This window comes from Methylobacterium sp. NEAU K (assembly GCF_030700285.1).
Classification (GTDB): domain Bacteria; phylum Pseudomonadota; class Alphaproteobacteria; order Rhizobiales; family Beijerinckiaceae; genus Methylobacterium.
The window spans coordinates 1-21,647 of the sequence record NZ_JAUYZJ010000046.1; the positions used below are offsets into that span (position 1 = coordinate 1).

Consider the following 21,647-nt stretch of genomic DNA (forward strand, 5'->3'; position numbering starts at 1 on the left):
CTGCCTGCAGCAGCGCGGTGACACGGCGGTAGCCGTAGCGCCCGTACTCGGACGCCAGGGCGACGATGGCGCGGGTCAGCGCATCCTCGTCGGCCGGCAGTGTGGGCACGTAGCGCTGCGTGCCCCGGTGCTGGCCGACCATCCGGCAGGCGTGACGTTCCGAGAGGCCGTACTTCTCCCGGATGCCATCGACCGCCTGCCGGCGTCGCTCGGGGGCTATAAGTTTCCCGCAGCGACGTCCGCCAGTACCTGCTTTTCCAAAGACAGATCCGCCACGAGCCGCCGCAACCGAGCGTTCTCGCGCTCCAGGTCCTTCATCTTCCTGGCCTGGTCGACTTGGAGGCCGCCGTACTCCTTGCGCCAGCGGTAATAGCTCTGCTCAGAGATCTCCGCCTCCTTGCACGCCAGCGCCAAGCTCTTGCCCTGTGCTGTCTGCACCTCGATCTGGCGCAGCTTCAGCACCACCTGCTCCGCGCTCGTCTTCTGACCTCGCCGCATGTCCTACTCCTTCGGTCCTGGCTGATCCTCTCAATCAGCCCGGTCCAAAGCCAGCCGGTCAGGTCAATTGCCACGAAGCTCGTCTCAATTTTCGACTCTGCGATGACGTTCATCGCCTCGTCTATCACGCAGATCTGAGTGAACTTCAGCGATACGTCTAGACCGACATAGTGACGAGTCATTTGCAGCAGCCTTGTCAGTGCGATCCACTATCTCAAAGACGGTAAATTCGACTGTTCGTGGCCGATTCGCGCGGCCCAGCGACTTGCGCTCGATACGCTCACCCCGAAGCGACCAGCGGCCCCGTGGCAGGACACGCCTACCGCTAGGGCTGCAACGACGCACTCCCGCAGATCAGTAGCAAAGCTGACAGCATCGGCAGGCTCCTCAGATTACCAACTCCTTGGCACCAACCGCGTTGCAAAGCCACCGGATACAGATCTAGGCGGACGTGGCGCCGATACCAATTCTGACCCACATTTTAGCGAGTGTCATGATGAAGCGTCACACAGATTAGAAATAGACGCTTAAGAGGAATGATGGCTTACCACTCCAGCCCGAATTGTGGGACGACTGAAAGACTACCGCTTTGGGGGAGTGCTCGTAGCCGCCCACATGGCTGCCATGGGTCGCAACCAGTCTGTCAGCTTATGCTGTCCTCACCGCAGGGGCGTCGGTTCGGGTGTCATCTCGTCTCGCCGGCATCGGCCGGCGAGGAGAAGGACAATGGGACATTCCGCGTACGATCCGGCCACAAAGGGTCGGCTGGCCGCAAGCTCGGCGCAAAGCGTGCGCTTAAACCTCAGCAGGTTTGGGCCATCCGGTTCTGGCTCGATCGCGAACGGCGTACACGCGACCGGGCAATGTTCGATCTCGCCATCGACAGCAAGCTGCGCGGCTGCGACATCGTCAAGCTCAAGATCGGCGATCTCCTCAGCGGCGGGCGCGTGCGAAGCCGGGCCATTGTCATCCAGCGTAAAACCCGGCGGCCGGTACAGTTCGAGCTCCTCGAACCTGCCCGCAACAGCATCCTGGCATGGCTGGAGGTCCGAGGCGGAACGCTCGACGACTATGCGTTCCCGAGCAGGCGCGATGGTGTAACGCACATCAGCACCCGGCAGTATGCGCGCTTGGTCGACGAGTGGGTCGCGGGTATCGGTCTGCGAAGTGAGGACTTCGGGACTCATTCCCTCCGTCGAACGAAGGCGTCATTGATCTACAAGCGGACCGGCAACCTGCGCGCCGTGCAGATCCTGCTCGGCCATACGAAGATCGAGAGTACGGTCAGGTATCTTGGCGTGGACGTCGAGGATGCGCTCACGCTTGCGGAAGGGACGGAGATTTGAGCGTTCGGCCCCTCGACTCCCGGGCCGAGGGGCTTCGAAACCAGCCAGACCGCTGTGCGCCCATTGCAGCCGCCCAAGCATACCCGGCAGTGTCACGGAAGCGGACGTGCAGCATGAAGCTCCTCACAGCTGTGGCGCAGGTCGCTCATGAAGGCAGTGCCAATATGCCGAGTCGCCGACCGACACCTCCGACGTACCAACGTAAATGACACGCTCGGTAACACTGTGTGGTCGGCTCTTCCGAACCGACGCGGATCAAAGATCCAGGGTCTTGCGAGCGAAGCTCTCGATGTAGTCGACGAGCTTGTCCGAGGCGGCTCCGGCGGCATCGACGTCGCGTCGGGCGACCGCTTCGCAGACGTCGGCGTGGAGATTGGCGGTCAGCGGCAGATCTGCCGCCTGCTTGTAGTGCTGGTACCAGAAACGCCGTGACAGGGCCGCCATGCTTTCCAAGGAGCGCACCGCGAACTCGTTGCGCGATGCCGTTGCGATCAGGTCGTTGAATTGACGGTCCAAGCGCATGAACGCCAGGTCGTCCGACGCCGAGGCCGCCTCGCGCATGTCCTGCGCGAGGCCCGCGAAGACCTCGCGCTCCTCCTTCGTGGACCGCTCCGCGGCGAGGCGGCCGATCAAGCGCTCCAAGACGCGCCGGGTCTCCAGGAGGCGCAGCTGAGTGCGCACGTTGATGTCGGAGACGAGGATGCCGCGCCGCGGCATGACCACGATGAGCCCGTCACGGGCGAGGCGCTGCAGAGCCTCTCGAATGGGGGTGCGACCGATCCCGAGACGCTGGACCAGGTCCTGCTCGCCCAGCACCATGCCGGGCGGGAGCACGAGGGTCGTAATCATCTCCTCCAACTGCTGGTAGGCTCTGTCCGTGAGCGTCAGGTCGGGTAGGTCATTTCCTCCAGCAGCCCCGTCGGCCCCGTCGAGTGCCCCCTTCACGGCCTTCCTCGCCCGCTTCTCGCCACGCTGCCTGACGCGGACCGACGTCGTCTTCCCGATCACGAAGTTCATCGACGACGCCCCTCTGCCTTGCCCAGCCCGCTCGCCACCGCCTCGCATCAGTGCATGGTGCCGCGCGCTCTCCTGCGCAAGGGGATATCGCTGATATATCTTGCGCAGACTAGAAATATCCTGCAGTAACACCCGGCGCATACTAAAAGGTAGGGAGGCAAGGAATGGTAGGGCAAATTGCGATACCCGCCGGCGATCTGCTGCCGGAGAAGGTCACAACCGAAACCCCCGCCCGCGTTGCGGCTGGGTCGAGCGCAGTGATCGCGGCACGGCTGGAGCGCCTGCCGATGACCCAGTTCCAGCGCAATATCTTCCTCATCATCGCGACGGCTTGGTTCTTCGACTCAATCGACCTCGGCTCGCTCACCTTCCTGCTCGGCTCGATCAAGACCGAGTTCGGCCTCTCGACGGCCCAGGCCGGGCTCCTGTCGAGCATGAGCTTCATCGGCATGTTCGCCGGCGCGGCGATCTCCGGGATGCTGGCCGATCGTTTCGGCAGGAAGCTCGTCTTCCAAATCAGCATGGTGTTCTGGGGGCTCGGCAGCGCGTGGTGCGCCTACGCGCCGGACGCGACCATGCTCGGCTACGCCCGCCTGCTCCTCGGCTTCGGCATGGGCATGGAGTTCCCCGTGGCCCTGGCCATCGTCTCCGAGTTTCTGCCGACGGCCAAGCGCGGCCGATACCTCGCCATCATGGAGGGCTTCTGGCCCCTCGGCTTCATCGCGGCCGGCTGCCTCAGCTACGTCCTGTTGAGCTACTTCGACTGGCGAGCGGTGTTCCTGGCCCAAGCGTTGCCGGCGGTGTTCCTGTTCGTGATCCGCTTCCTGGTGCCGGAGTCACCTCGCTGGCTTGCGGACCGCGGCCGGTTCGATGAGGCCGATCGCGTGATGGCGACCATAGAGACGAAGGTGGCCGCGCGTCTCGACGGCCGCTCACTGTCCGAGCCGGAGGTCCTGCCTGAACAGGCCCAGGGCGAGCGTCGATTCTCCTTCCTTGAACTCTGGAGCCCGGGTTACGCCAGCCGCACGGTCATGATCTGGCTGACGTGGTTCTTCGCCCTTCTCGGTTTCTACGGCCTCACCACTTGGCTCGGAGCCCTGCTGCAGGATGCGGGCTACAGCGTCGCCAAATCCGTGACCTACACGATCCTGATCTCGCTCGCGGGCGTGCCTGGCTTCATCGCCTCGGCCATCCTCGTCGAGCGCTGGGGTCGCAAGCCGACCGCCGTGCTGATGCTGCTCGGCAGCGCGGTGGCGGCTTACCTCTACGGCCACTCGCCGTCGTTCGCCTGGCTGATCGCGTACGGACTGATGATGCAGTTCTTCCTGTTCGGGATGTGGTCGGTGCTCTACGCCTACACCCCCGAGCTCTACCCGACCCGCGCACGCGCAACGGGAGCCGGCTGCGCCTCGGCCGTCGGCCGTGTGGGCTCGCTGATCGGCCCTTACGTTATCGGGCTCATCCTGCCGACGCTCGGCCACGGCGGCGTGTTCGCCCTGGGTGCCGGATCGTTCGTCATCGCAGCGGCTAGCGTCGGCATCCTCGGCATCGAGACCAAAGGCAAGTCGCTCGAAGCGATCTCGCACTGAGCGTACCGGCAGGGATGCGGGCCGCTCGCACCCCTGCCGGCCTAATGGAACCCCGCAGTACTGTTGACGATTGATATATCAATGATATGTTGCGAGCAATAAGGCAGGGAGAGCGCCATGTGCCAGACGGCTCGCAATGCGGATGACGGTCGGCGTCTCACCGTCTGTCGGGAATGCGGCGGACGCCCTGCCAGCAAGCCCGCGGCCACGTTCGTCCCGCGGTCATGGTGCGGTCGCGTGCCGAGCCGGCGGCCGCCAAGCCTGCCTTTCTCTCGCACTCCGTAGCGGCGATGGCGTCTTACTAAACTTCTCCGTTTGAGCGGCTGCGGCGGGCGCCTCACGAGATATCTAACAAGGGAGAATTCTAATGGAACTCGCAGTCACCAAGATGAGCGAGAGGCAGAGAAACTATCGAGCAAATTATCGGCAGCGTGTAGCGGGCTGGTACAACGGCTTCCTGCACATCGCCATCATCTACACAATTGGCCTCACGGCGCTGTACATATACATCTCCAACATCAGGGCTCCAACATGGAAAGAACTCGCAACTGTGCCGGCGGCATTCCTGTTGTGCAATTTCTTCGAGTGGTGGCTGCATCGCTACGTGATGCATCGGCCGCAGAGCAATCCGATCGGCCGCGCCGTATACAATCGACACACGCTCCAGCACCATCAGTTCTTCACCGACCACGAGATGCGCTTTGCTGACCAACGCGACTACCGGGTGACGTTCTTTCCGCCCTATGCGCTGGCGACATTCACGCTGATGTCGATTCCGGGCGCCATCGCGCTCGGCAACGTGTTCACGCCGAACGTCGGTTGGCTGTTCATCACGACGACGACCAGCATCTACATGATTTATGAGTTCATGCACTTCTGCTGCCACGTCGAGGACAACTGGTTTGTCCGAAACATGCCGTTCATCAACACGAACCGCCGGCACCACACGGCCCATCACGACCAGTCGATCATGATGGAGCGCAACATGAACCTCACCTTCCCGATCATGGACTGGCTGTTCGGCACCTCGGACCTCAACCGTGGCCTGCTCGGCACGCTCTTCAACGGCTACGACACCCGTCACGTGAAGACCAACATGCGAAAGACGTCCCGCACGCCCGGGGCCGCCGAGCCCGGCGCGATGCAGCCGGCCGAGTAAGCCCCTGCCACACGCGACGTGCGGCGCCCACGAGACGCCGCCCCGACACTTGGGAGGTCCTCCATGAATATGATCGAACCTAACGTAGCCGCCCTCGCGTGGTTCGCCCTCTTCGCCGGCGTCGCCAGCGTCGGCTTCTATGTCCTCACGGGCATGTTCCCGCTTGAAACCCGCCCCGACCTGAAAGGCCGGCCGCTCGGCCTGCTGCTGCTGGCGGCCAACGTCGTGCTTCTGCTGGCATTAGTCTGCGGTGGCCTAGCTTACGGAGCCGCCAATCTGCGCTGGACGAGCCTCGTCATCGTGGGCGGGCTGGCCGTCCTGTTCGCCCCGGGCCTGTTCAACGTCTGGCCCCAGCGCTGGCGTGACGGCCTGGCCGGCCTCGCCATCGTGCTCGCCGGGCTCGGGGGCGCGCTCGGCCTGCTGCAGCAGGTCGGTTCCGCCTTCACCCTGTAAGAACGACCACCGATCCGGGAGGAATCCGATGCCGTTTCCGATCAAGTTCGGCTTGTCCGTCGCCGTCGCCTTGGCCGCGCTCGCAGGGTGGTTCTACATGGGCTACCTCGGTCAAACCGGCCCACAATGGGCCGTGGCGTTCCTCGGCCCGTTCATGGTCGTCAGCCTCTGGATCTTCCCCGAGGTGATGCGCTCCCGCTCCGACGGCCGCATGCCGCGCCACCAGATGCGGGAGGCTCGGTCGTGAACAAGGTCTACGTGGGGGACCGGACCATCGACGGGATCGTCGTTACGGTCGATGGCAAGCCGCTTCCGGAAAGGACGGAGATTCAGCGCTACTCGCGCAACGGCTTCGAGTGGAGCTACGAGGGGCCCGAACCTTCGCAACTCGCGTACGCGATGCTGGTCGACCACCTCGGTGACACGGCCGAGGCGGAACGCCTTCAACCGCAGTTTATGCGTAGCGTCGTGGCCAACTTCCAGAACGAGTGGGAGATGACGACGGCCGACATCGACCGCGTCCTGCAGCGCCTGCGCTAGTGCACAGACGCCGACGAACGCGCCACGTGCCTGCCTGCTAATTCGCTGCTATCGCTTCAAAAACCGCGTTACCTTGTGCACGTTTTGTTGGCGTCAGAGCACTAGGCGAGCACGGCGAGCTCGAACCGAAGTCGGCGGCCGGGCGCAGCCGCCTCGACCAATGAACAATCCTGCAGGGGCGGACATGAGTGCGACAACGGCGACAACTCTGAATGAGCCGTCCAAGAAGGCCGGCAAGCGGACAATCCTCGATATCCGCGCCGCCAAGCAGACGGGCGAGAAGTTCGTCTACATGTCCGTTCCGGACTACACCTCCGCTCGGTGGGCGGAGATGGCGGGCGTCGACGTTGCCGTCGTCGGCGACAGTCTCGCCATGGTTGCCCACGGTCATACCAGCACCATACCCGCGACGATGGACATGATGATCCTTCATGCGGGCGCAGTGCGGCGGGGTGCGCCGGACACCTTCGTGCTCGGCTGCATGCCCTACCAGAGCTACAACACCGTCGATCGGGCCCTCACGAACGCCACGCGTTTCATGCAGGAGGCGCTCTGTGACGCGGTGAAGCCGCAGGGCGGCAAGAGCCAGGCCCATGTTCTCAGGGCGCTCGTCGACGCCGGCATCCCGACGGCGTCGCATATCGGGCTGACACCGCACACCATCGCCAACTTCGGCGGCTTCAAGATCCAAGGCCGAACAGCAGAGGCGGCGATGAAGATCCTGGAAGACGCCCTCGCTATCGAGGACGCCGGCTGCTTCATGCTGGAATTCGAGGCCGTGCCGGCGCCGATTGCCAAACTGATCTCCGAGCAGCTCACGATCCCCACCATCGGCATAGGTGCCGGTGCCGGTTGCGACGGCCAGATCCTGCTCGCCTACGATTTGCTGGGCGTCTTCACAGACTTCAAGCCGAAGTTCACGAAACGCTACGCGAACCTCACCGAAGTCGCGGTGACCGGCATCCGCAAGTACGTCGAGGAGGTCAAGGCCGTGGCCTTTCCCGACGACGACCACTCATACCGTGTCGATCCAGCAGAGTACGAAAAGTTCCAGACACTGATCGAGAGGCGAAAGCACGTCTGAGTCCCCGACAGGCGTGGCAGCAGGGCGTGAAGGTGCGCGCCGGCTTATTCGTCGAGATCCTGCGCGCTTGGCACGGCAAGTTGCCCTACGACCCAGTGCTCGTCCGTGCGCCCGTGTGCGTCATCGGTGGCGCCTGAGACGGTCTAGCACCAATGCCGACGCACGCTGGCTGTTTGATGCCCTCACCGGCTCGCCCGACCGCCGCGACCTCAAGATCGGGCGCGGGACGCACCTTATGCACCTTGAAGTCCGGCGTGGCACGCTTAGGCAGGCGTCTGCCGCCTTTCTGCGCGAGGCCACGCCAGCCTAAAGAGCCCCGCTCCAGGAGAGGAAGCCATGTTCTCGGTCATCTTCGAAGTCCATCCCGGCGAGGGGCGGAAGGACGTGTACCTTGAGCACGGGAAGGTGCTGAAGCCCGAGTTGGAGAACATCGACGGTTTCATCGACAACGAGCGCTTCGCGAGCCGGACCCGACCGGGTTGGGTGCTGTCACACTCGACTTGGCGAGACGAGAAGTCGGTGATCCGCTGGCGGACGCATGCGGGCCACCACCTCGTCCAAGAGAAGAGCCGGCTTGAGGTGTTTTCCGATTACCACCTTCGGGTCGGTGAGGTGACGGCGGACAGCCATCCACCGGAAGGACATACGATCCGGGAGCAGCGCTTCGACGAAACGGAGGTCGGCGGCGCCAAGGTGTGCCAGTTGTGCGAGATGGTGCCACGCGCCGGCCACGCCTTGCCCGAGGACTTGGTTGGTGCGCTCGGGCCCACTCCCGCGGCCGGCGGCCTTTTGGCCTCGGACGTGTTCGCTTCGATCTACAATCCGGGCAAGGTCATGCTGTTGTTGTCATGGGTCGACACCGATGCGGCCTCGGCTTGCAAGCCTACTGCGCCGGCCCAGGCCGAACGCATGCGCATCCGGAACGTGCGGGTGATCCGTGACTACGGCATGTTCGACCGCCGCGAGAGTCCGCAATTCTACCCGCCGGTCGACCCACGAGAGAAACGGTGAGCCCGGCACTCGATCCGCCTTACCTAGGTGGCAGTCGGCCGAGGCTGCCTGGCAACGCCGGCCGCTGCGTGAGGCGGACCCTTTTAGCCCAGTGATGCCCATGGCGATGCCGCCGAGTATGAAGAAGGCGGACAACTTATTGGGATCGGGAGTGATATGTCCGCATTTCCGGCGGATGGTCTCCGAAGCAGACGGGCCGCTTCCGGCCATACCCAGCCGGCCGGTCTGCGCCCATTGCAGTCGCCCACCCGCATTTGCGTGCATCCCAGAAGCGGACAGTAACACGGTGCGGCCCGATCAGTCAGCGAGGGGCATGTCGAGACGAGCGATAGCGCGCTGGACCGTCGAGCGGGCGGCGTCGATGGCCACGGTTGCGGCGCCCAGCATCCTGGCCTCAGTCGGTTTATTCAGAGCGTGGCGCGCGATGCTGCCCGCGAGGTCGTCCACCTCCCCCGCCATGGCGTCCAGGCGCACGCGGTCAGTCTCGCGGCGTGCCTCCGAGCGAAGTTCGAGCAGGCGCGCCGTCGCCACTTCGATCTGCTCACGGCGGATGCGCCCGAGGCGCTGCCGCAGCCAAGCGGCCGCGGACCCTATGCCGCCACCAAGGATGGCGACGAGGTAGATCCAACTCTCGTAGCGCTCGATGAACGTCTCCTGCTCGCGTTCGTAGTAGTCGATGGCGCCGGGATGGATGGGGAGCCGCGCGCTGGTGGCGTCCGCTGTGTCCTCGTAATTCGGATGGCTCACATCCTCAGCCGCTGGCACCGTCTCGGCCAGGGCCGCACGCATCTCGAACAGGTGCTGGGTCACCTCCGCGGCCACACCGCGAGACAGGCCGGCGCGCGCCATCAGACGATAAGACGAACCCACGGTCGCGACGTCCTCGGCAGGCAGCCGCGGGTTGCCGCCGTATAGGGCAGCTGGCACCGTGACGGGCTGCAGGCGCGGCCAGCGCGCCACAACCGCCGCCGCGTCGGGGACTCCCATTAGCGCGACTTCGCCGTCCTCTCCCGCCTCTCCCACGAAGCCGACCAACCGCCGCGCGGCCGGGGAGGTAGGCGTTGTTACGAGCGCCACCGCGTCGATGCGCCCGTCCCTGAGCGCGGCCGCGACGTCGGTCTCCTCCACGGGAACCAGCACCACCGCCTTCTTGTCCGTCGTTCCGGGCGGCGGATCGGTCAGGAGCTCAAGCCCATAGTGTGCGACGAGGTCGCGCAGTAGCCTCCGGTCCGCCGTCCGCCCCGCCAGCATGCCGAGCCGCTTGCCCCCGAGGTCCGGCATGGCCTTGATGCCGGAGGCGCCCGGCGCCGCCACGAAGGCGGCCAGTTCTCGAAGGACCGCGAGGGTGAGCCCGTTGCCTGGCATCGCCACGTCTGGCCGGACCACCGCGAGATCGGCCTTACCGGCCTTGAGTGCCTCCGCGCTCTCGCGCACCCCATCGAACGCGACGACATTCAGCCGGATGCCGAGCTTCCGACGGGCGAGTTCGTCGGCGTAAGCCCGCAGTAGCGCCGGCTCGGTCCCGCCGTTCGGAGCGACCGCGATGGTCAGGGTCGTGGGACGTGTCAGATGGAACGCCGCGAATGCCCCGAACAGGAGCAGGGCCGACAGGCCCAGGGGAAGCAACGCCTCACGGACGCCCGGCAATGCCAACTTACGCACTCACGCTCCCCCCACTCGCCGGCCAAGCTGCGAGGCTTGAAGCGGGTGACGTGCCACCGGTCCGCGATAGGGTCGGCGACCGACATCCGCGATTCTAACGACACACTTATGGGATCGACTCCACTCCCGCTCGAACCCTAACGCGTCCGGGCACAGCTTGTGACGTAGTCTCCTGAGGGCCGCGTGAACCTCAGACGCACGATGTCTCCCACCGTTCAAATCGCCGCCATCCATGACGAGGCCCCGGCCCCGGCCTCGGATGCGGCCCGCTTCATCGTCGGCCAGGACCCGGAGGGCCACTGGGTCGCCATCGGGATCCACGGGCGCGCCGGTTGCCTCTTCCGGAATCGGAAGGCCGCCGTCGACTACGCCGAGGACGAGACCGACCATCGTCCCGACGCGGTGCTCCTGTTCAGGGAGCGCATCAAGCTGCGTATCTGAGGGCGCGATCGCCGGCCTGGAGCTCCCGATCCCGGCCCCCATATCCTTCCAGTCATCAACCGAAGGGGTTTCCCGTGTGCACCCGTTCCGTCCGAGCCCGCCACATCCGGCACTCGGACTCCGGACGTCGCAGCACCGCCATCACCCGCACATCGGTCCTCGTCCTCGCCGTCGCGGGGGTCGCCGCGCTCGGAGGCTATTGCCTTCTGCTCGCGTCCGATGTGTTGGGCCGTCTCGCGGGCATCTGAGGCCTTCGCCCTTCCGCGCCTGAAGGTGGGGTCGTCCTAATCGGTTGCTGATGTCACGACTCTGTATGCTCTCTCAAACCCTTATGCGAAGGGACGCAGGCTCCGGAAGCGCCCGCGTTCCCGGAACCGTCCCATGCTCGCCTCACCATACGCCATCGACCTCGACGCCCGGGGGAGCGCCTAGCTTAGGCTTGCCTCAACGGTGGCATCGCCGACATGGACCTCCCTGGCTTCGCGGACCTCTAATACCAACCCTCGTTGAGCGGGACTCACCGGGGGTAGCGGCGGCGGCCAGTTGGTGATTCTGTCCTTGGGTTTGGAGACTGAGGAGGATGGCATGGCCGCTCCGGTGCCGCTGCGGTCGGACTTCGATGCCGAAGGCTTGCGCATCCTGGCCAAGGGTGCGCGCGATCCTGCTCAGACCCGTCGCCTGCTGGCTTTGTCTGCGATCTACGCGGGTGGCTCGCGTACGGAGGCCGCTGCGTTCGGCGGGGTCGGGCTTCAGACGGTGCGGGACTGGGTGGTGGCGTTCAATGCGTACGGTCCGGACGGGCTGATCGGCGGCAAGGCGCCCGGTGCGCGGCCGCGCCTGAACGCCGAGCAGCGTGAGGCGCTGCGCGCCCTGGTCGAGCAGGGGCCGATGCCAGCCGCCCACGGGGTGGTGCGCTGGCGGCTAGTCGATCTCGCCCAGATCCTGTTCGAGGATCACGGCGTCTCGGTGTCCGAGCAGACGCTGAGCCGGGTGCTGCGGAGCATGGCTATCGGAAGCTCTCGGCCCGCCCGCGCCACCACGCCCAGGACCGGCTTTTAAAAAAGCTTCCCCGCCCGCCTGGCGGAGATCGCGCAGGCCGTCGGCGGCAAGCCGATAGAGGTCTGGTTCGCCGACGAGGCTCGGGTCGGCCAGAAGAACACGATCACCCGCCGCTGGGCCAAGCGCGGCACGCGCCCCGCAGCACCCAAGGACCAGCGCACCGCCTCGGCCTATATCTTCGGCGCGATCTGCCCCACCCTTGGCAAAGGGGCGGGCCTCGTCATGCCCCGCTGCACCACCGAGGCGATGGGCCTGCATCTGGCCGAGATCGCCCAGGCCATCGCCCCCGGCGCGCACGCCGTGCTGCTGCTCGATCAGGCCGGGTGGCACACGACCAAGAAACTCGCGGTGCCTGCCAACATCACCCTACTGCCGTTGCCGCCCCGCGCCCCCGAACTCGACCCGGTCGAGAACCTGTGGCAGTTCATGCGCGACAACGGGCTCGGCAATCGGATCTTCAACTCCTACGCCGACATCCTCGACCACTGCTGCGACGCCTGGAACGCCCTCATCGACCGACCCTGGCGCATCAGGTCCATCGGATGGCGCGCATGGGCCCATGGGTTCTGATCAATGAGAATTGGTATAAGAGGCCGAGGACCTGCGCGACGAGACCTTGAGGAGCCTCAGCTGGGCGCAGCTGGGCTACTCCCACGTCGGCACGCATTCGGCGGTCGCGCGGAAGCTGCGCCTGGGCGGGCCCGTCGTTGGCCCGCTCCTACGCGAGGCTGTCCTGGAAGACGGCGAGACCTACAGGCTGCCGCGCGGCATGCTCGGCGAAGGCGTGGGCCTTACCTTTCTGATCGGTCGCTCCTTCGCGTTCACGGATGAGGAGGGGACGACGGCACGCAACGCCCTCGGCGCCTGCGCAGCTTGCCGGCTCGACCTCCACCTCATCGGGAGGCGAACCGCGCTCCCATCCCTGCTCGACGACTGGGTGGCGACCGCCGACCTCGGGCTGGAGGTCGCGCACAGGGCCGGCCCGTGGATCGATGGCTAGGCTGCCGCCGACCTCGCGGCGAGCGAGGCGAGCCTCGCCATCGACGGGAACGTCGTCGCCCGCGGCCATGGGCGTGACGTCATAGGCAATCCGCTCGACGCGGTGGCGTGGCTGGCACGCCATCTCGCTAATCGCGGCTCGAGACTGAACGGAGGCGACCTCGTGGCGGTGGGAAGTTGCTCAGGCCTCGCGCAATTCCTATCGGGGCAGACCTTGGTGGCTCGGCGAGCTCGGCTCGGTCTCGCTCAGGCTTTGCTGAGCGTCTGGCCGCCGACGATGGCGTGCAGGGCGGCGGCGTCGCGGGCGCCGCGCAGGGACGCCCACGGGCCGGCTGCTGTCGGTCTTCGTGATGATCTGCGGCGTGACGCTGCTCTTCCGCCTCGCACAGGTAGTGTTCCGCCCCTACAAGGTGCGCTTCACCTGCGACGCCTGCGAGCTGCAGCGCCACGAGCCGGACGCCGTGCACTGCAAGGCCTGCGGCAACCTCCTGAACATCCCCGACGAGGGGGCAGACTGACGGCGCGATGAAGGCCTACCTGTCGGATTGAGCGAAGGCTCCGATGATCCTCACAGGGCGACGGTCGTCGGGGCCACGACGCGCCGCTCGAGCGCCGCGACGATCGTCGATGACAACAACTCCGCCGCCGGCGAGACATGGCCGGGTGCACGGTAGAGGACGATCTCCGTATCGGGGAGCTTCGGCAGCTGAAGCCGGGCTGAGACCGAGACCATGTCCGCCGGGATCATTTCCGTCGGCAACACCGTCACCCCGAGCCCAGCTTGCACGGCAGCTTGCAATCCGGCCAGGCTCGGACTGGTGTAGGCGATGCGCCAATCACGTCCGGCGGCGTCGAGGGCCGACAGCGCGCGCTTGCGATAGACATCTGGCGCCGGCGCGAGGACGAGCGGGATCGGGCCACCGGATTGTGCGACCAGGCGCGGCGACGCGACCCAGTCGAGCACCTCCCGCCAGACCCCGGTCCCTCCGCTCGGACCCTGCGGTTCGCGCTTGAACAGGATCAGGTCGTAGCTGCCCTTCGAAAAATCATCGAGCAGGTTGACGGTGAAGTCGCAATTCACCTGGAGCGCGACCTGCGGATGGGAGCTGGCGAAACACGCCAGAACCTCCGACAGGTGCGTCGTCGCGAAATCCTCCGGCGTGCCCAGCCTAACGAGGCCCGTCAGTTCCGGCGTGACGATCCGGGATAGGGCCTCGGTACCGAGCTTGAGCATCTGCCGCGCATAGGTGAGCAGAACCTCGCCCTCGGGCGTCAGCTTGAGTTCCCGGCCGTCGCGGTCGAAGAGGCGACGGGTGAGGCCGTCCTCCAGGCGCTTGATCTGAAGCGACACGGTCGACTGCGTCAGGCCAAGTCTACGGGCCGCGCGCGTGAAGCTCCCGTTGTCGACGATGGCGACGAAGGTGCGCAGCAGGTCGATGTCGAAAGGCAATGGCGGGCTAGGCATCGCCGTCACATCATTTCGCCTGGGTCGGATCTCAAGCTCCGGCCTCAAGCCCCCGCCAAATCCTCACTGATCGTAATGGCGCGATGTGACGGAACACACATTGCCTATCGACCGAGCGTCCTCAGCGGGGATTAAATATCTAGCGAAACGCGCCGCGAGTTTTTCTCATTCGTTTTCGAAATGAGGGCCATTGAAGACACGAAATTGTAGCCCGGTCCTATCGTCTCCAAATTATTTGCGTGGATGAGGCAAAAATGCACCGCAAGACTGTGGGGTTCAAGCCGATCTCAATCCACGAACAGGTCGTTACGACCGTAAATCTGTTTGGAGACAAGCGATGAAGGCGTCGAAGAAGTTATCCATCGTGACGGTCGCAGCCGCGCTCTGTGTCGCGCCGCTCTCCGCCGCATTCGCCGACCTGCGTGTGGGCGCTCCGACGCGGCCTCTTCCGCAGACGACTTGGGACGCGCTCTCGACCGGCTCGACCTTCTCGGGGGAGATCCTGACCCCCACCGTCGGTGGCTGCCGCAGAAGCTCGGCCCAGGAAGGCAATTCTGATCAGCAGCACTTCCCAGTGCAGCAGTACGGGCAGACGTCGGGCGGCTACCGCTGCTGAAGCGGGGGGCATCGCCTCGACCCGACAGCTGTCCGGCTGTCCGGCAATCGCCGGCATCAACACGGTCCGCCGTGCCACTCCGTCATGGCGGACTGTGCCTGCCATCCTTGCCCTGGTGGGCATCCCAAAGGCATCCGCCCTACGCCCTCCAGCGGACCGCTAGTCGCTTCGATCTGACCCCATGAGGATTGAGCCCACATGAGCCGGGTGTTCCGGGTCGGCTCCGCGCTCCTGCGCCATCCGCGCCACGACGGTTTTCCCGTGTCCCCATGGCCATGCCCCGCACCCTGTCGGAGCCGTGGCCCTCCTCGCATGCCCACGTTCCAATCTGGAAAGTCCTCGTCCCATGGATGCGAAACACACGCCTCTGACGCTCGCGGAAGCCTGCAGGCTCATCGTGCGCTTGCTGAAGCCGGAGGCGGGCTTCGTCTGGACAGCAGTTGTCTACGGAATTGCCGTGGCGCTCCTGGGTCTCGCCACGCCCGTGTCGGTGCAGCTCCTGATCAACTCGGTGGCCAACACGGCGCTGCCGGCGCCCCTGTTCGTCCTGTCCGGGCTTCTTCTCGGGCTGCTGCTCGCCGCCGCCATGCTCAGCGCCGCGCGGGTCTACGTCCTGGCACTGTTCGAGCGGCGCGTGTTCGCGAGGATGGTCGCGGACATCACCCTGCGTGCCCTCCATGCCAGGGACCCGCATTTCGACGACTCCTGTCGCAGTGACCTGTTCAACCGCTTCTTCGATCTCATGACGGTTCAGAAGGCGGTCCCGCAACTCCTGATCGGCGGCTTCGCGATCCTTCTTCAATCCGGGATCGGCCTCGTCTTGACGAGCTTCTACCACCCGTTCCTTCTCGCCTTTAATCTCGTCGTCGCCGCCGTGTTGCTCGGCGTTGGGCTCCTCTGGGCGGGGCCGGCGCTTCGGTCCGGCGCGGCGCTGAGCCATGCGAAGCACGAGACGGCGCGCTGGCTGCAGAGCATCGGCAGCTCGAACGGGTTCTACAAAGGCGGCGGTCGGTTTTCGACTGCGTTGGCGCGTTCCGAGACGATGACCGCCGCCTACGTGCAGGCGTATCGCCGCCACTTCCGCCACACTTTCGCGCAGACCATCGGCTTCCTCACGGTCTACGCGGTCGCCAGTGCCGCCCTGTTGGCGATGGGTGGATGGCTCATCCTTCAGGGCCAGCTGTCGCTCGGTCAGCTTGTCGCTGCGGAACTAGTCCTTTCGGGAGCCTTCTACGGCATCTCGCAACTCGGCTCCCATGCGAGGACCTTCTATGACCTCGTTGCGGCGCTCCACGAGTTGTCGCTCTTCGAGGGGATCGAACAGACGGCCGGGGATGGGCGGACCGGCCCGAGCCCCGCGGATGGATCCCTTCGCCTGCGCGATGTCGAGGCCGATGGCTGCCGCTTCGACTTCGCGGTCGCGCGCGGTGAAGTTCTCGCCGTGTCCGCGGATGATGAGTTCGAACGAACGATCACGGCGCTCTTGCATCGCCGGCTTCGGCCGCAACGTGGATGGGTGATGGTCGGCGGATCCGATATTACGGCGTTCGATCCGGACGAGCTTCGCTCGGAGATCGTCGTCCTGGATCGGCCGACGCTCGTCGAGACGAGCATCCGCGATTACCTGTCGCCGATTGACGGCCAGAGCGCAGCCGCAGTTCACGATTGCCTTGAGCGTGTAGGATTGGCCGAGCGCATCCGCCGCCTGCCCTCCGGCCTCGACACGCCGTTGTCCGCGACAGGCTCGCCGCTCTCGACGGGCGAGGCCATCGCGCTCAAGCTGGCCGCCCTCCTTCTCGATCCGCCGAAGCTCGTGATCCTGTCGGCGCTGTCCGATCTGCTGCCGCCCGATCGGATCGCCGCTTCGCTTGCCAGCCTCGGAAAGGCCGGCACGACGGTACTCCACGCTACGCGCCATCCCCCGCTCCCGATCCACGCAGATCAGATTCGGTTGGGGCCCCACGGCTACGTGCGCGCCGCCGACCATGAAGACCGGCTTGACCAGGCCATACTGCTGGAGAGAACCCATGCTGTCGCGGCCTGAACACCTCCCTCTCTTCCCGACCCTGACCTCGATCCGCCCTCCACGGGCCGCTATCGCCCTTGGCTGGATGATCGGCATCGGGACTATCCTCACGGTCCTCATGCTCTTGTACGTGCCCTGGGTGCAGACCTCGGCCGGGACGGGTCGCGTCATCGCCCCGAACCCTGCCGACCGCGTGCAGACGATCACGGCTCTGGTTCAGGGCCGGGTGGAGCATTGGTACGTCGAGGATGGCCAACAGGTCCGCACCGGTGATCCCATCGCACGCCTCGTCGACAACGATCCGTTCCTGCTGCAGCGTCTTGCCGCGGAGCGGGAGCAGATCGAGGCCGAGATCGAGGCGGCCGATCAGGCGGTGAAGGTGGCGGAGAGTCAGGTCAACCAAACGCGCGAGGCCGCCGAGAAGGGCTTCGTGACGCGGCGCAATTTCGAGGCCGCGCAGATCCGGGTGGCGGAGCGTCGCGCGAGATTGGCCGAGGTCAGAGCGAAACTCAGCCGGCTTGAAGTGACCGTGAACCGCCAATCGGCGCAGCTTGTGCGCGCGCCTCGCGACGGCCGGATCCTGCATATCAACGCGGCAGCCGCCGGCGCCCTGGTGAGCCCGGGGGATACCCTGGCCACCCTCGCCCCGCACGCACCGTTTCGCGTGGTGGAGCTGATGATTGACGGGCGCGACGTCGCCTTGGTCCGACCCGGCCAGACCGTCCGCCTCGAGTTCGAGGGCTGGCCGGCCATTCAATTCAGCGGCTGGCCCTCTGTGGCCCACGGCATGTTCGATGGGCGAGTGCGTGCTGTCGATCCCTCGGCTCAACCGAGCGGCCTGTTTCGCGTGCTGGTCGAGCAGGACCGCGCCAAGCTCGCATGGCCCGACGTCGATTTCATTCCGCTCGGCGCCAAGGTACGCGGCTGGATCCGGATGGATTCGGTCGCGCTCGGCTATGAGCTCTGGCGCGTGCTCAACAACTTCCCCCTGGAGTTTCCGAAAGCGCGCTTAGATCCAATCTGAAAGATCAAGTTGAGGTCGACGATCGAAAGAAAAACGACCGCTTTTCCGGTTCTCTTCTCTGAAGCAGACCGGCGTCTTTTGGCCAGACCCAGTCGGCCGCTTCGCGCCCATCCGGTCGTTCAGCCGTTTATGGCCAAGTCCCGAAAGCTGACCTTCTCAGGTAGCCACCAAGCCGCGCGCATACGACTCTTCAGCGTGCAGCCCAATCTGAGCGAAGCTCAGCGGCATCTGCCAAACGACCCCCGCATGTGCCAATCGTTGTGGACGCGGCAGCGACGAGCTCCGCGTTGTCGCGCGCCGTCCTCCCGTCGATCGAGAGCTGCTGGCACCTCGGCCGCTACCGCTGGATGGTCGAGCGCACTCTGACTTGGGTCGCCCGCTCCCGCCGGCTCACCGTCCGCTACGAGCGACGCGCCGACCTCCACCTCGCTTTCACAACGCTCGCCTGTGCCGTCATCTGCCAGGCACAAGCCAAAACGGTTTTGGCCCTGTCTTCAAGCAGCACCGGCAAGCTGTGGCTTGCTTGTCCTCTGTTCGTGCGAGAAGAAACGCATCACGACCACGAAGAAGACAGGAACCATGAACACGGCGAGCACAGTCGCGGTGATCATTCCACCTAGAACGCCCGTGCCCAGCGCCTGCTGGCTCTTGGCGCTGGCACCTGAGGCGATCACCAGCGGCACCACGCCGAGGATGAAGGCCAGCGACGTCATCACGATCGGCCGGAAGCGAAGTTCCGCCGCCTCGAGCGTCGCCGCGATCAACGGCTTGCCTTGCGCGCGCAGGTCCTTGGCGAACTCGATGATCAGGATCGCGTTCTTGGCTGACAGACCGATGATGGTGATCAGACCGACCGTGAAGTAGACGTCGTTCGGCAGCCCGCGCAGGTAGGCGGCCGCCACAGAGCCGACGATGCCGAGCGGCACCACCAGCATGACGGCGAACGGGATCGACCAGCTCTCGTAGAGTGCGGCGAGACACAGGAACACGAACAGGATCGAGAGCCCGAGCAGGAATGCGGCCTGGGAGCCGGCAAGCTTCTCCTGCAGTGACTGACCCGTCCACTCGTAGCCGAAGCCGCCCGGCAACTCGCTCGTCAACCGTTCCATCTCGGCGAGCGCGTCGCCACTGGTGTAGCCCTGTGCCGGGCTGCCAGTAATGCGAACGGCCGGGTAGCCATTGAAGCCGATCACCTGGGTTGGACCGACAACCCAGGTGATCCGAGCGAACGAGGCGAACGGCACCATGGCACCGCTGCTGTTGCGCGCGCTATACGTCAGCAGATCCTCCGGCCTGACCCGCTTATCCTCACGCGCCTGGACGACCACGCGCTGCATACGGCCGCGATTGAGGAAGTCGTTGACGTAGCTGGATCCGAGCTGCGCCGAGAGCGTGGTGTTGATATCGGCAAACGTCACACCGAGGGCGGCTGCCTTCTCGCGGTCTATGTCGAGCCGGATCTGTGGGGCTGGCGGCAGACCCTCGACTGTCACCTCGCGCAGAATCGGCGAGCGGGTAGCGGCCGCCAAAAGCTGATCCTTGGCAGCCATCAGCGCCTCGTAGCCGCGCTGCGAGCGGTCTTGCAGACGGAAGCTGAAGCCGCTCGTCGTGCCGAGATTGGCGATCGGCGGCGGGGCGAGCGCCGACACCTCCGCGTCACGTAAGCCTGCGAAAGTCTCATTGCTCCTGTCGATGATGGCCGCGGAACTCTGATCGGCATCGCGCTCCGACCAGTCCTTCAGGGTGACGAAGGCCTGCGCCGTCATCGCGCCTTGACCGAAAAAGCTGAAGCCCGTGATGAACGTGATCTTGTCGACGCCTGGCGTTCCGGCGAGCTGTTCCTCCACCGAACGGACGACATCGAGCGTCCGGTTCGCACTCGCGTCCGAGGGTGCCAGAACGTCGGCCATGACGAAGCCCTGGTCGTCGACCGGCACGAAGCCCGCAGGCAGCCGCCACAGGGCGTAGCCGAGGCCGCCCAGCAATGCCAGGTAGAGCAGCATGAAGCGGCCCGAGCGCACCACCATCCAGCGCGTCGTGGTGCCGTAGCGGCGCGTCAGCCAGTCCAGGCCGCGGTTGAACCAGACGAAAACGCCGCCCTTGGCGTGACCGTGCCCCTTGGCGATCGGCTTCAGCATCGTGGCGCACAGAGCCGGGGTGAGCGACAGCGCCAAGAAGGCGGAGAAGCCGATCGACACGACCATGGCGGCCGAGAACTGCTGGTACATGATGCCGACCGAGCCGGGAAAGAACGCCATCGGCACGAACACCGCCATCAAGACGAGCGTGATGCCGATCACGGCGCCCGTGATCTGACCCATGGCCTTCTCGGTGGCCACTCTCGGCGAGAGGCCCTCCTCGGCCATGATGCGCTCGACGTTCTCGACCACCACGATGGCGTCATCCACGAGGATGCCGATGGCCAGCACCATGCCGAACATGGTGAGCACGTTGATCGAGAAGCCCATCAGGAGAAGGGAGACGCAGGTGCCGAGCAGCGCGATCGGCACCACGATGGTCGGGATCAGCGTGTAGCGGAAGTTCTGCAGGAACAGGAACATGACGACGAAGTCGAGCACCACCGCCTCGGCGAGCGTCAGCAGCACCTTCTTGACCGAGGCCGTGATCACCGGCGTGACATCGTAGGAGATCTCGTACTTGATGCCCGGCGGGAAGAAGCGGGCGAGCTGCTCCATCTTGGCCTTCACCGCCTTGCCGGTGGCGAGCGCATTGCCGGTCGGCGCGAGCTGCACGGCGATGGCGGCCGCGGGCTTGCCGTTCAGGCGGGTTGAGAAGGCGTATGATAGGCCGCCGACTTCCAGTCGTGCGACGTCGCGCAGGCGCACGGTGGAGCCGTTCGGGTTGGCGCGCAGCACGATTGAGCCGAAATCCTCGGGCGACTCGAGCTGACCCTTCACCAGCACCATGTTCTGCGTGCGCTGAGCTCTCGGGCTCGGTTGCACGCCGAGCAAGCCCGAGGCGACCTGCGCGTTCTGCGCCTTGATCGCGTCCTCGACATCCTGCGCGGTCAGGTTGACGCCGAGCATCTTGTCCGGATCGAGCCAGACCCGCATCGCACGTTCGGTCGAGAACAGGCGCGCCCGGCCGACACCAGGGAGACGCCGCAGCTCCGGCAGCACGTTGCGGGTGGCGATATCGCCAAGGCCGACCTCGTCGAGGCTGCCGTCGCTGGAGGTGAGCGTCACGAACTGTAGAATGGCGCTGCTCGCCTCGACGATGAGGATGCCTTGCTCGCGGACCGCCTACGGCAGGCGTGGTTCGATGCGCTTGATACGGTTCTGGACATCGACGGCGGCCAGCGCGATGTCGGTTCCGGGCTGGAAGTTGACGATGATCTCGACCTCGCCGGTGGTGTCGCTCGTCGACTCGTAGTTGAGGACGTTGGCGGCCCCATTCAGCTCCTCCTCGATCAGCCGGGTGACGCTGAAGTAGAGGTTCTGGGTCGAGGCTCCGGGGTAGACGGTCGAGATCGAGATCGAGGGTGGCGCGATCACCGGATACTGCGCGACCGGTAGGAACGGCAGCGCGAGCAGTCCGCCTAGGCAGATGAAGATCGCCACCACCCAGGCGAAGATCGGACGCGCGATGAAGAAGCCGGGCATGGCGGCAGGTCTCCGGAGGGAGCGGGGCGCTTGGA

General features: G+C 65.4%; 16 protein-coding genes and 6 pseudogenes. 16 read left to right on the forward strand and 6 right to left on the reverse strand.

The features are described 5' to 3' along the window. Both Q8W67_RS24270 and Q8W67_RS24275 read right to left on the reverse strand, forming a co-directional pair. Nucleotides 1–498 (reverse strand): annotated as a pseudogene (locus Q8W67_RS24270) (transposase); the annotation flags it as partial. Between the two features lie 236 nt (nucleotides 499–734). Further along, nucleotides 735–851 (reverse strand): annotated as a pseudogene (locus Q8W67_RS24275) (IS630 family transposase); the annotation flags it as partial. A 510-nt stretch (nucleotides 852–1,361) separates the two neighbouring features. On the opposite strand from Q8W67_RS24275, the gene Q8W67_RS24280 reads away from it, so the two are divergent. Beyond that, nucleotides 1,362–1,844: a tyrosine-type recombinase/integrase gene (locus Q8W67_RS24280; protein ID WP_370693948.1), complete on the forward strand. Its 483-nt coding sequence runs from the start codon at nucleotides 1,362–1,364 to the stop codon at nucleotides 1,842–1,844. A gap of 255 nt (nucleotides 1,845–2,099) precedes the next feature. On the opposite strand, the gene Q8W67_RS24285 is transcribed toward Q8W67_RS24280, so the two are convergent. Further along, complete coding sequence (locus tag Q8W67_RS24285; protein WP_305550421.1) at nucleotides 2,100–2,861, reverse strand: GntR family transcriptional regulator; 762 nt, start codon at nucleotides 2,859–2,861, stop codon at nucleotides 2,100–2,102. 164 nt (nucleotides 2,862–3,025) lie between these two features. Here Q8W67_RS24285 and Q8W67_RS24290 point away from each other — a divergent pair, with 164 nt between their 5' ends. The 7 genes from Q8W67_RS24290 to Q8W67_RS24320 all read left to right on the forward strand — a co-directional run bounded on the left by Q8W67_RS24290 (nucleotide 3,026) and on the right by Q8W67_RS24320 (nucleotide 8,697). After that, nucleotides 3,026–4,450: an MFS transporter gene (locus Q8W67_RS24290; protein WP_305550422.1), complete on the forward strand. Its 1,425-nt coding sequence runs from the start codon at nucleotides 3,026–3,028 to the stop codon at nucleotides 4,448–4,450. Nucleotides 4,451–4,817: 367 nt separating this feature from the next. After that, nucleotides 4,818–5,609 carry a sterol desaturase family protein gene (locus tag Q8W67_RS24295; protein WP_305550423.1) on the forward strand — a complete coding sequence of 264 codons (792 nt, stop codon included), beginning with the start codon at nucleotides 4,818–4,820 and terminating at the stop codon, nucleotides 5,607–5,609. A gap of 63 nt (nucleotides 5,610–5,672) precedes the next feature. Beyond that, nucleotides 5,673–6,062 carry a hypothetical protein gene (locus tag Q8W67_RS24300; RefSeq protein ID WP_305550424.1) on the forward strand — a complete coding sequence of 130 codons (390 nt, stop codon included), beginning with the start codon at nucleotides 5,673–5,675 and terminating at the stop codon, nucleotides 6,060–6,062. Between the two features lie 28 nt (nucleotides 6,063–6,090). Beyond that, on the forward strand, nucleotides 6,091–6,309 hold the full coding sequence (locus tag Q8W67_RS24305; RefSeq protein WP_305550425.1) for a hypothetical protein: 219 nt from the start codon (nucleotides 6,091–6,093) through the stop codon (nucleotides 6,307–6,309). Further along, complete coding sequence (locus tag Q8W67_RS24310; protein ID WP_305550426.1) at nucleotides 6,306–6,602, forward strand: DUF6166 domain-containing protein; 297 nt, start codon at nucleotides 6,306–6,308, stop codon at nucleotides 6,600–6,602. Before Q8W67_RS24305 ends, Q8W67_RS24310 begins: the two co-directional genes overlap by 4 nt. 184 nt (nucleotides 6,603–6,786) lie before the next feature. After that, a complete protein-coding gene (gene panB, locus Q8W67_RS24315) occupies nucleotides 6,787–7,686 on the forward strand; it encodes a 3-methyl-2-oxobutanoate hydroxymethyltransferase (protein WP_305550427.1) in 900 nt (299 codons plus the stop codon). 336 nt (nucleotides 7,687–8,022) lie between these two features. Further along, nucleotides 8,023–8,697, forward strand: coding sequence for an antibiotic biosynthesis monooxygenase (locus Q8W67_RS24320; RefSeq protein WP_305550428.1), 675 nt, complete (start codon nucleotides 8,023–8,025; stop codon nucleotides 8,695–8,697). Between the two features lie 297 nt (nucleotides 8,698–8,994). Here Q8W67_RS24320 and Q8W67_RS24325 read toward each other — a convergent pair whose 3' ends face one another. After that, nucleotides 8,995–10,359, reverse strand: coding sequence for a TAXI family TRAP transporter solute-binding subunit (locus Q8W67_RS24325; protein WP_305550429.1), 1,365 nt, complete (start codon nucleotides 10,357–10,359; stop codon nucleotides 8,995–8,997). Nucleotides 10,360–10,542: 183 nt separating this feature from the next. On the opposite strand from Q8W67_RS24325, the gene Q8W67_RS24330 reads away from it, so the two are divergent. The 4 genes and pseudogenes from Q8W67_RS24330 to Q8W67_RS24345 form a co-directional block, all read left to right on the forward strand. After that, nucleotides 10,543–10,800 carry a hypothetical protein gene (locus tag Q8W67_RS24330; protein WP_370693949.1) on the forward strand — a complete coding sequence of 86 codons (258 nt, stop codon included), beginning with the start codon at nucleotides 10,543–10,545 and terminating at the stop codon, nucleotides 10,798–10,800. 585 nt (nucleotides 10,801–11,385) lie between these two features. Then, nucleotides 11,386–12,429, forward strand: a pseudogene (locus Q8W67_RS24335) (IS630 family transposase). A gap of 46 nt (nucleotides 12,430–12,475) precedes the next feature. After that, complete coding sequence (locus Q8W67_RS24340; protein ID WP_305550430.1) at nucleotides 12,476–12,859, forward strand: hypothetical protein; 384 nt, start codon at nucleotides 12,476–12,478, stop codon at nucleotides 12,857–12,859. A gap of 319 nt (nucleotides 12,860–13,178) precedes the next feature. Beyond that, a pseudogene (locus Q8W67_RS24345) lies at nucleotides 13,179–13,376 on the forward strand (ion transporter); the annotation flags it as partial. Nucleotides 13,377–13,426: 50 nt separating this feature from the next. Here Q8W67_RS24345 and Q8W67_RS24350 read toward each other — a convergent pair. Further along, a complete protein-coding gene (locus Q8W67_RS24350) occupies nucleotides 13,427–14,323 on the reverse strand; it encodes a LysR substrate-binding domain-containing protein (RefSeq protein WP_305550431.1) in 897 nt (298 codons plus the stop codon). Between the two features lie 337 nt (nucleotides 14,324–14,660). On the opposite strand from Q8W67_RS24350, the gene Q8W67_RS24355 reads away from it, so the two are divergent. The 4 genes and pseudogenes from Q8W67_RS24355 to Q8W67_RS24370 all read left to right on the forward strand — a co-directional run. Next, nucleotides 14,661–14,939, forward strand: coding sequence for a hypothetical protein (locus Q8W67_RS24355; protein WP_305550432.1), 279 nt, complete (start codon nucleotides 14,661–14,663; stop codon nucleotides 14,937–14,939). Between the two features lie 346 nt (nucleotides 14,940–15,285). Then, on the forward strand, nucleotides 15,286–16,983 hold the full coding sequence (locus Q8W67_RS24360; protein ID WP_305550433.1) for an ABC transporter transmembrane domain-containing protein: 1,698 nt from the start codon (nucleotides 15,286–15,288) through the stop codon (nucleotides 16,981–16,983). After that, nucleotides 16,967–17,989, forward strand: coding sequence for an efflux RND transporter periplasmic adaptor subunit (locus Q8W67_RS24365; protein ID WP_305550434.1), 1,023 nt, complete (start codon nucleotides 16,967–16,969; stop codon nucleotides 17,987–17,989). Before Q8W67_RS24360 ends, Q8W67_RS24365 begins: the two co-directional genes overlap by 17 nt. Before the next feature lie 311 nt (nucleotides 17,990–18,300). Further along, nucleotides 18,301–18,465, forward strand: a pseudogene (locus Q8W67_RS24370) (IS5/IS1182 family transposase); the annotation flags it as partial. Nucleotides 18,466–18,483: 18 nt separating this feature from the next. Here Q8W67_RS24370 and Q8W67_RS24375 read toward each other — a convergent pair. Further along, nucleotides 18,484–21,612 (reverse strand): annotated as a pseudogene (locus Q8W67_RS24375) (multidrug efflux RND transporter permease subunit). Nucleotides 21,613–21,647 lie beyond the last annotated feature (35 nt).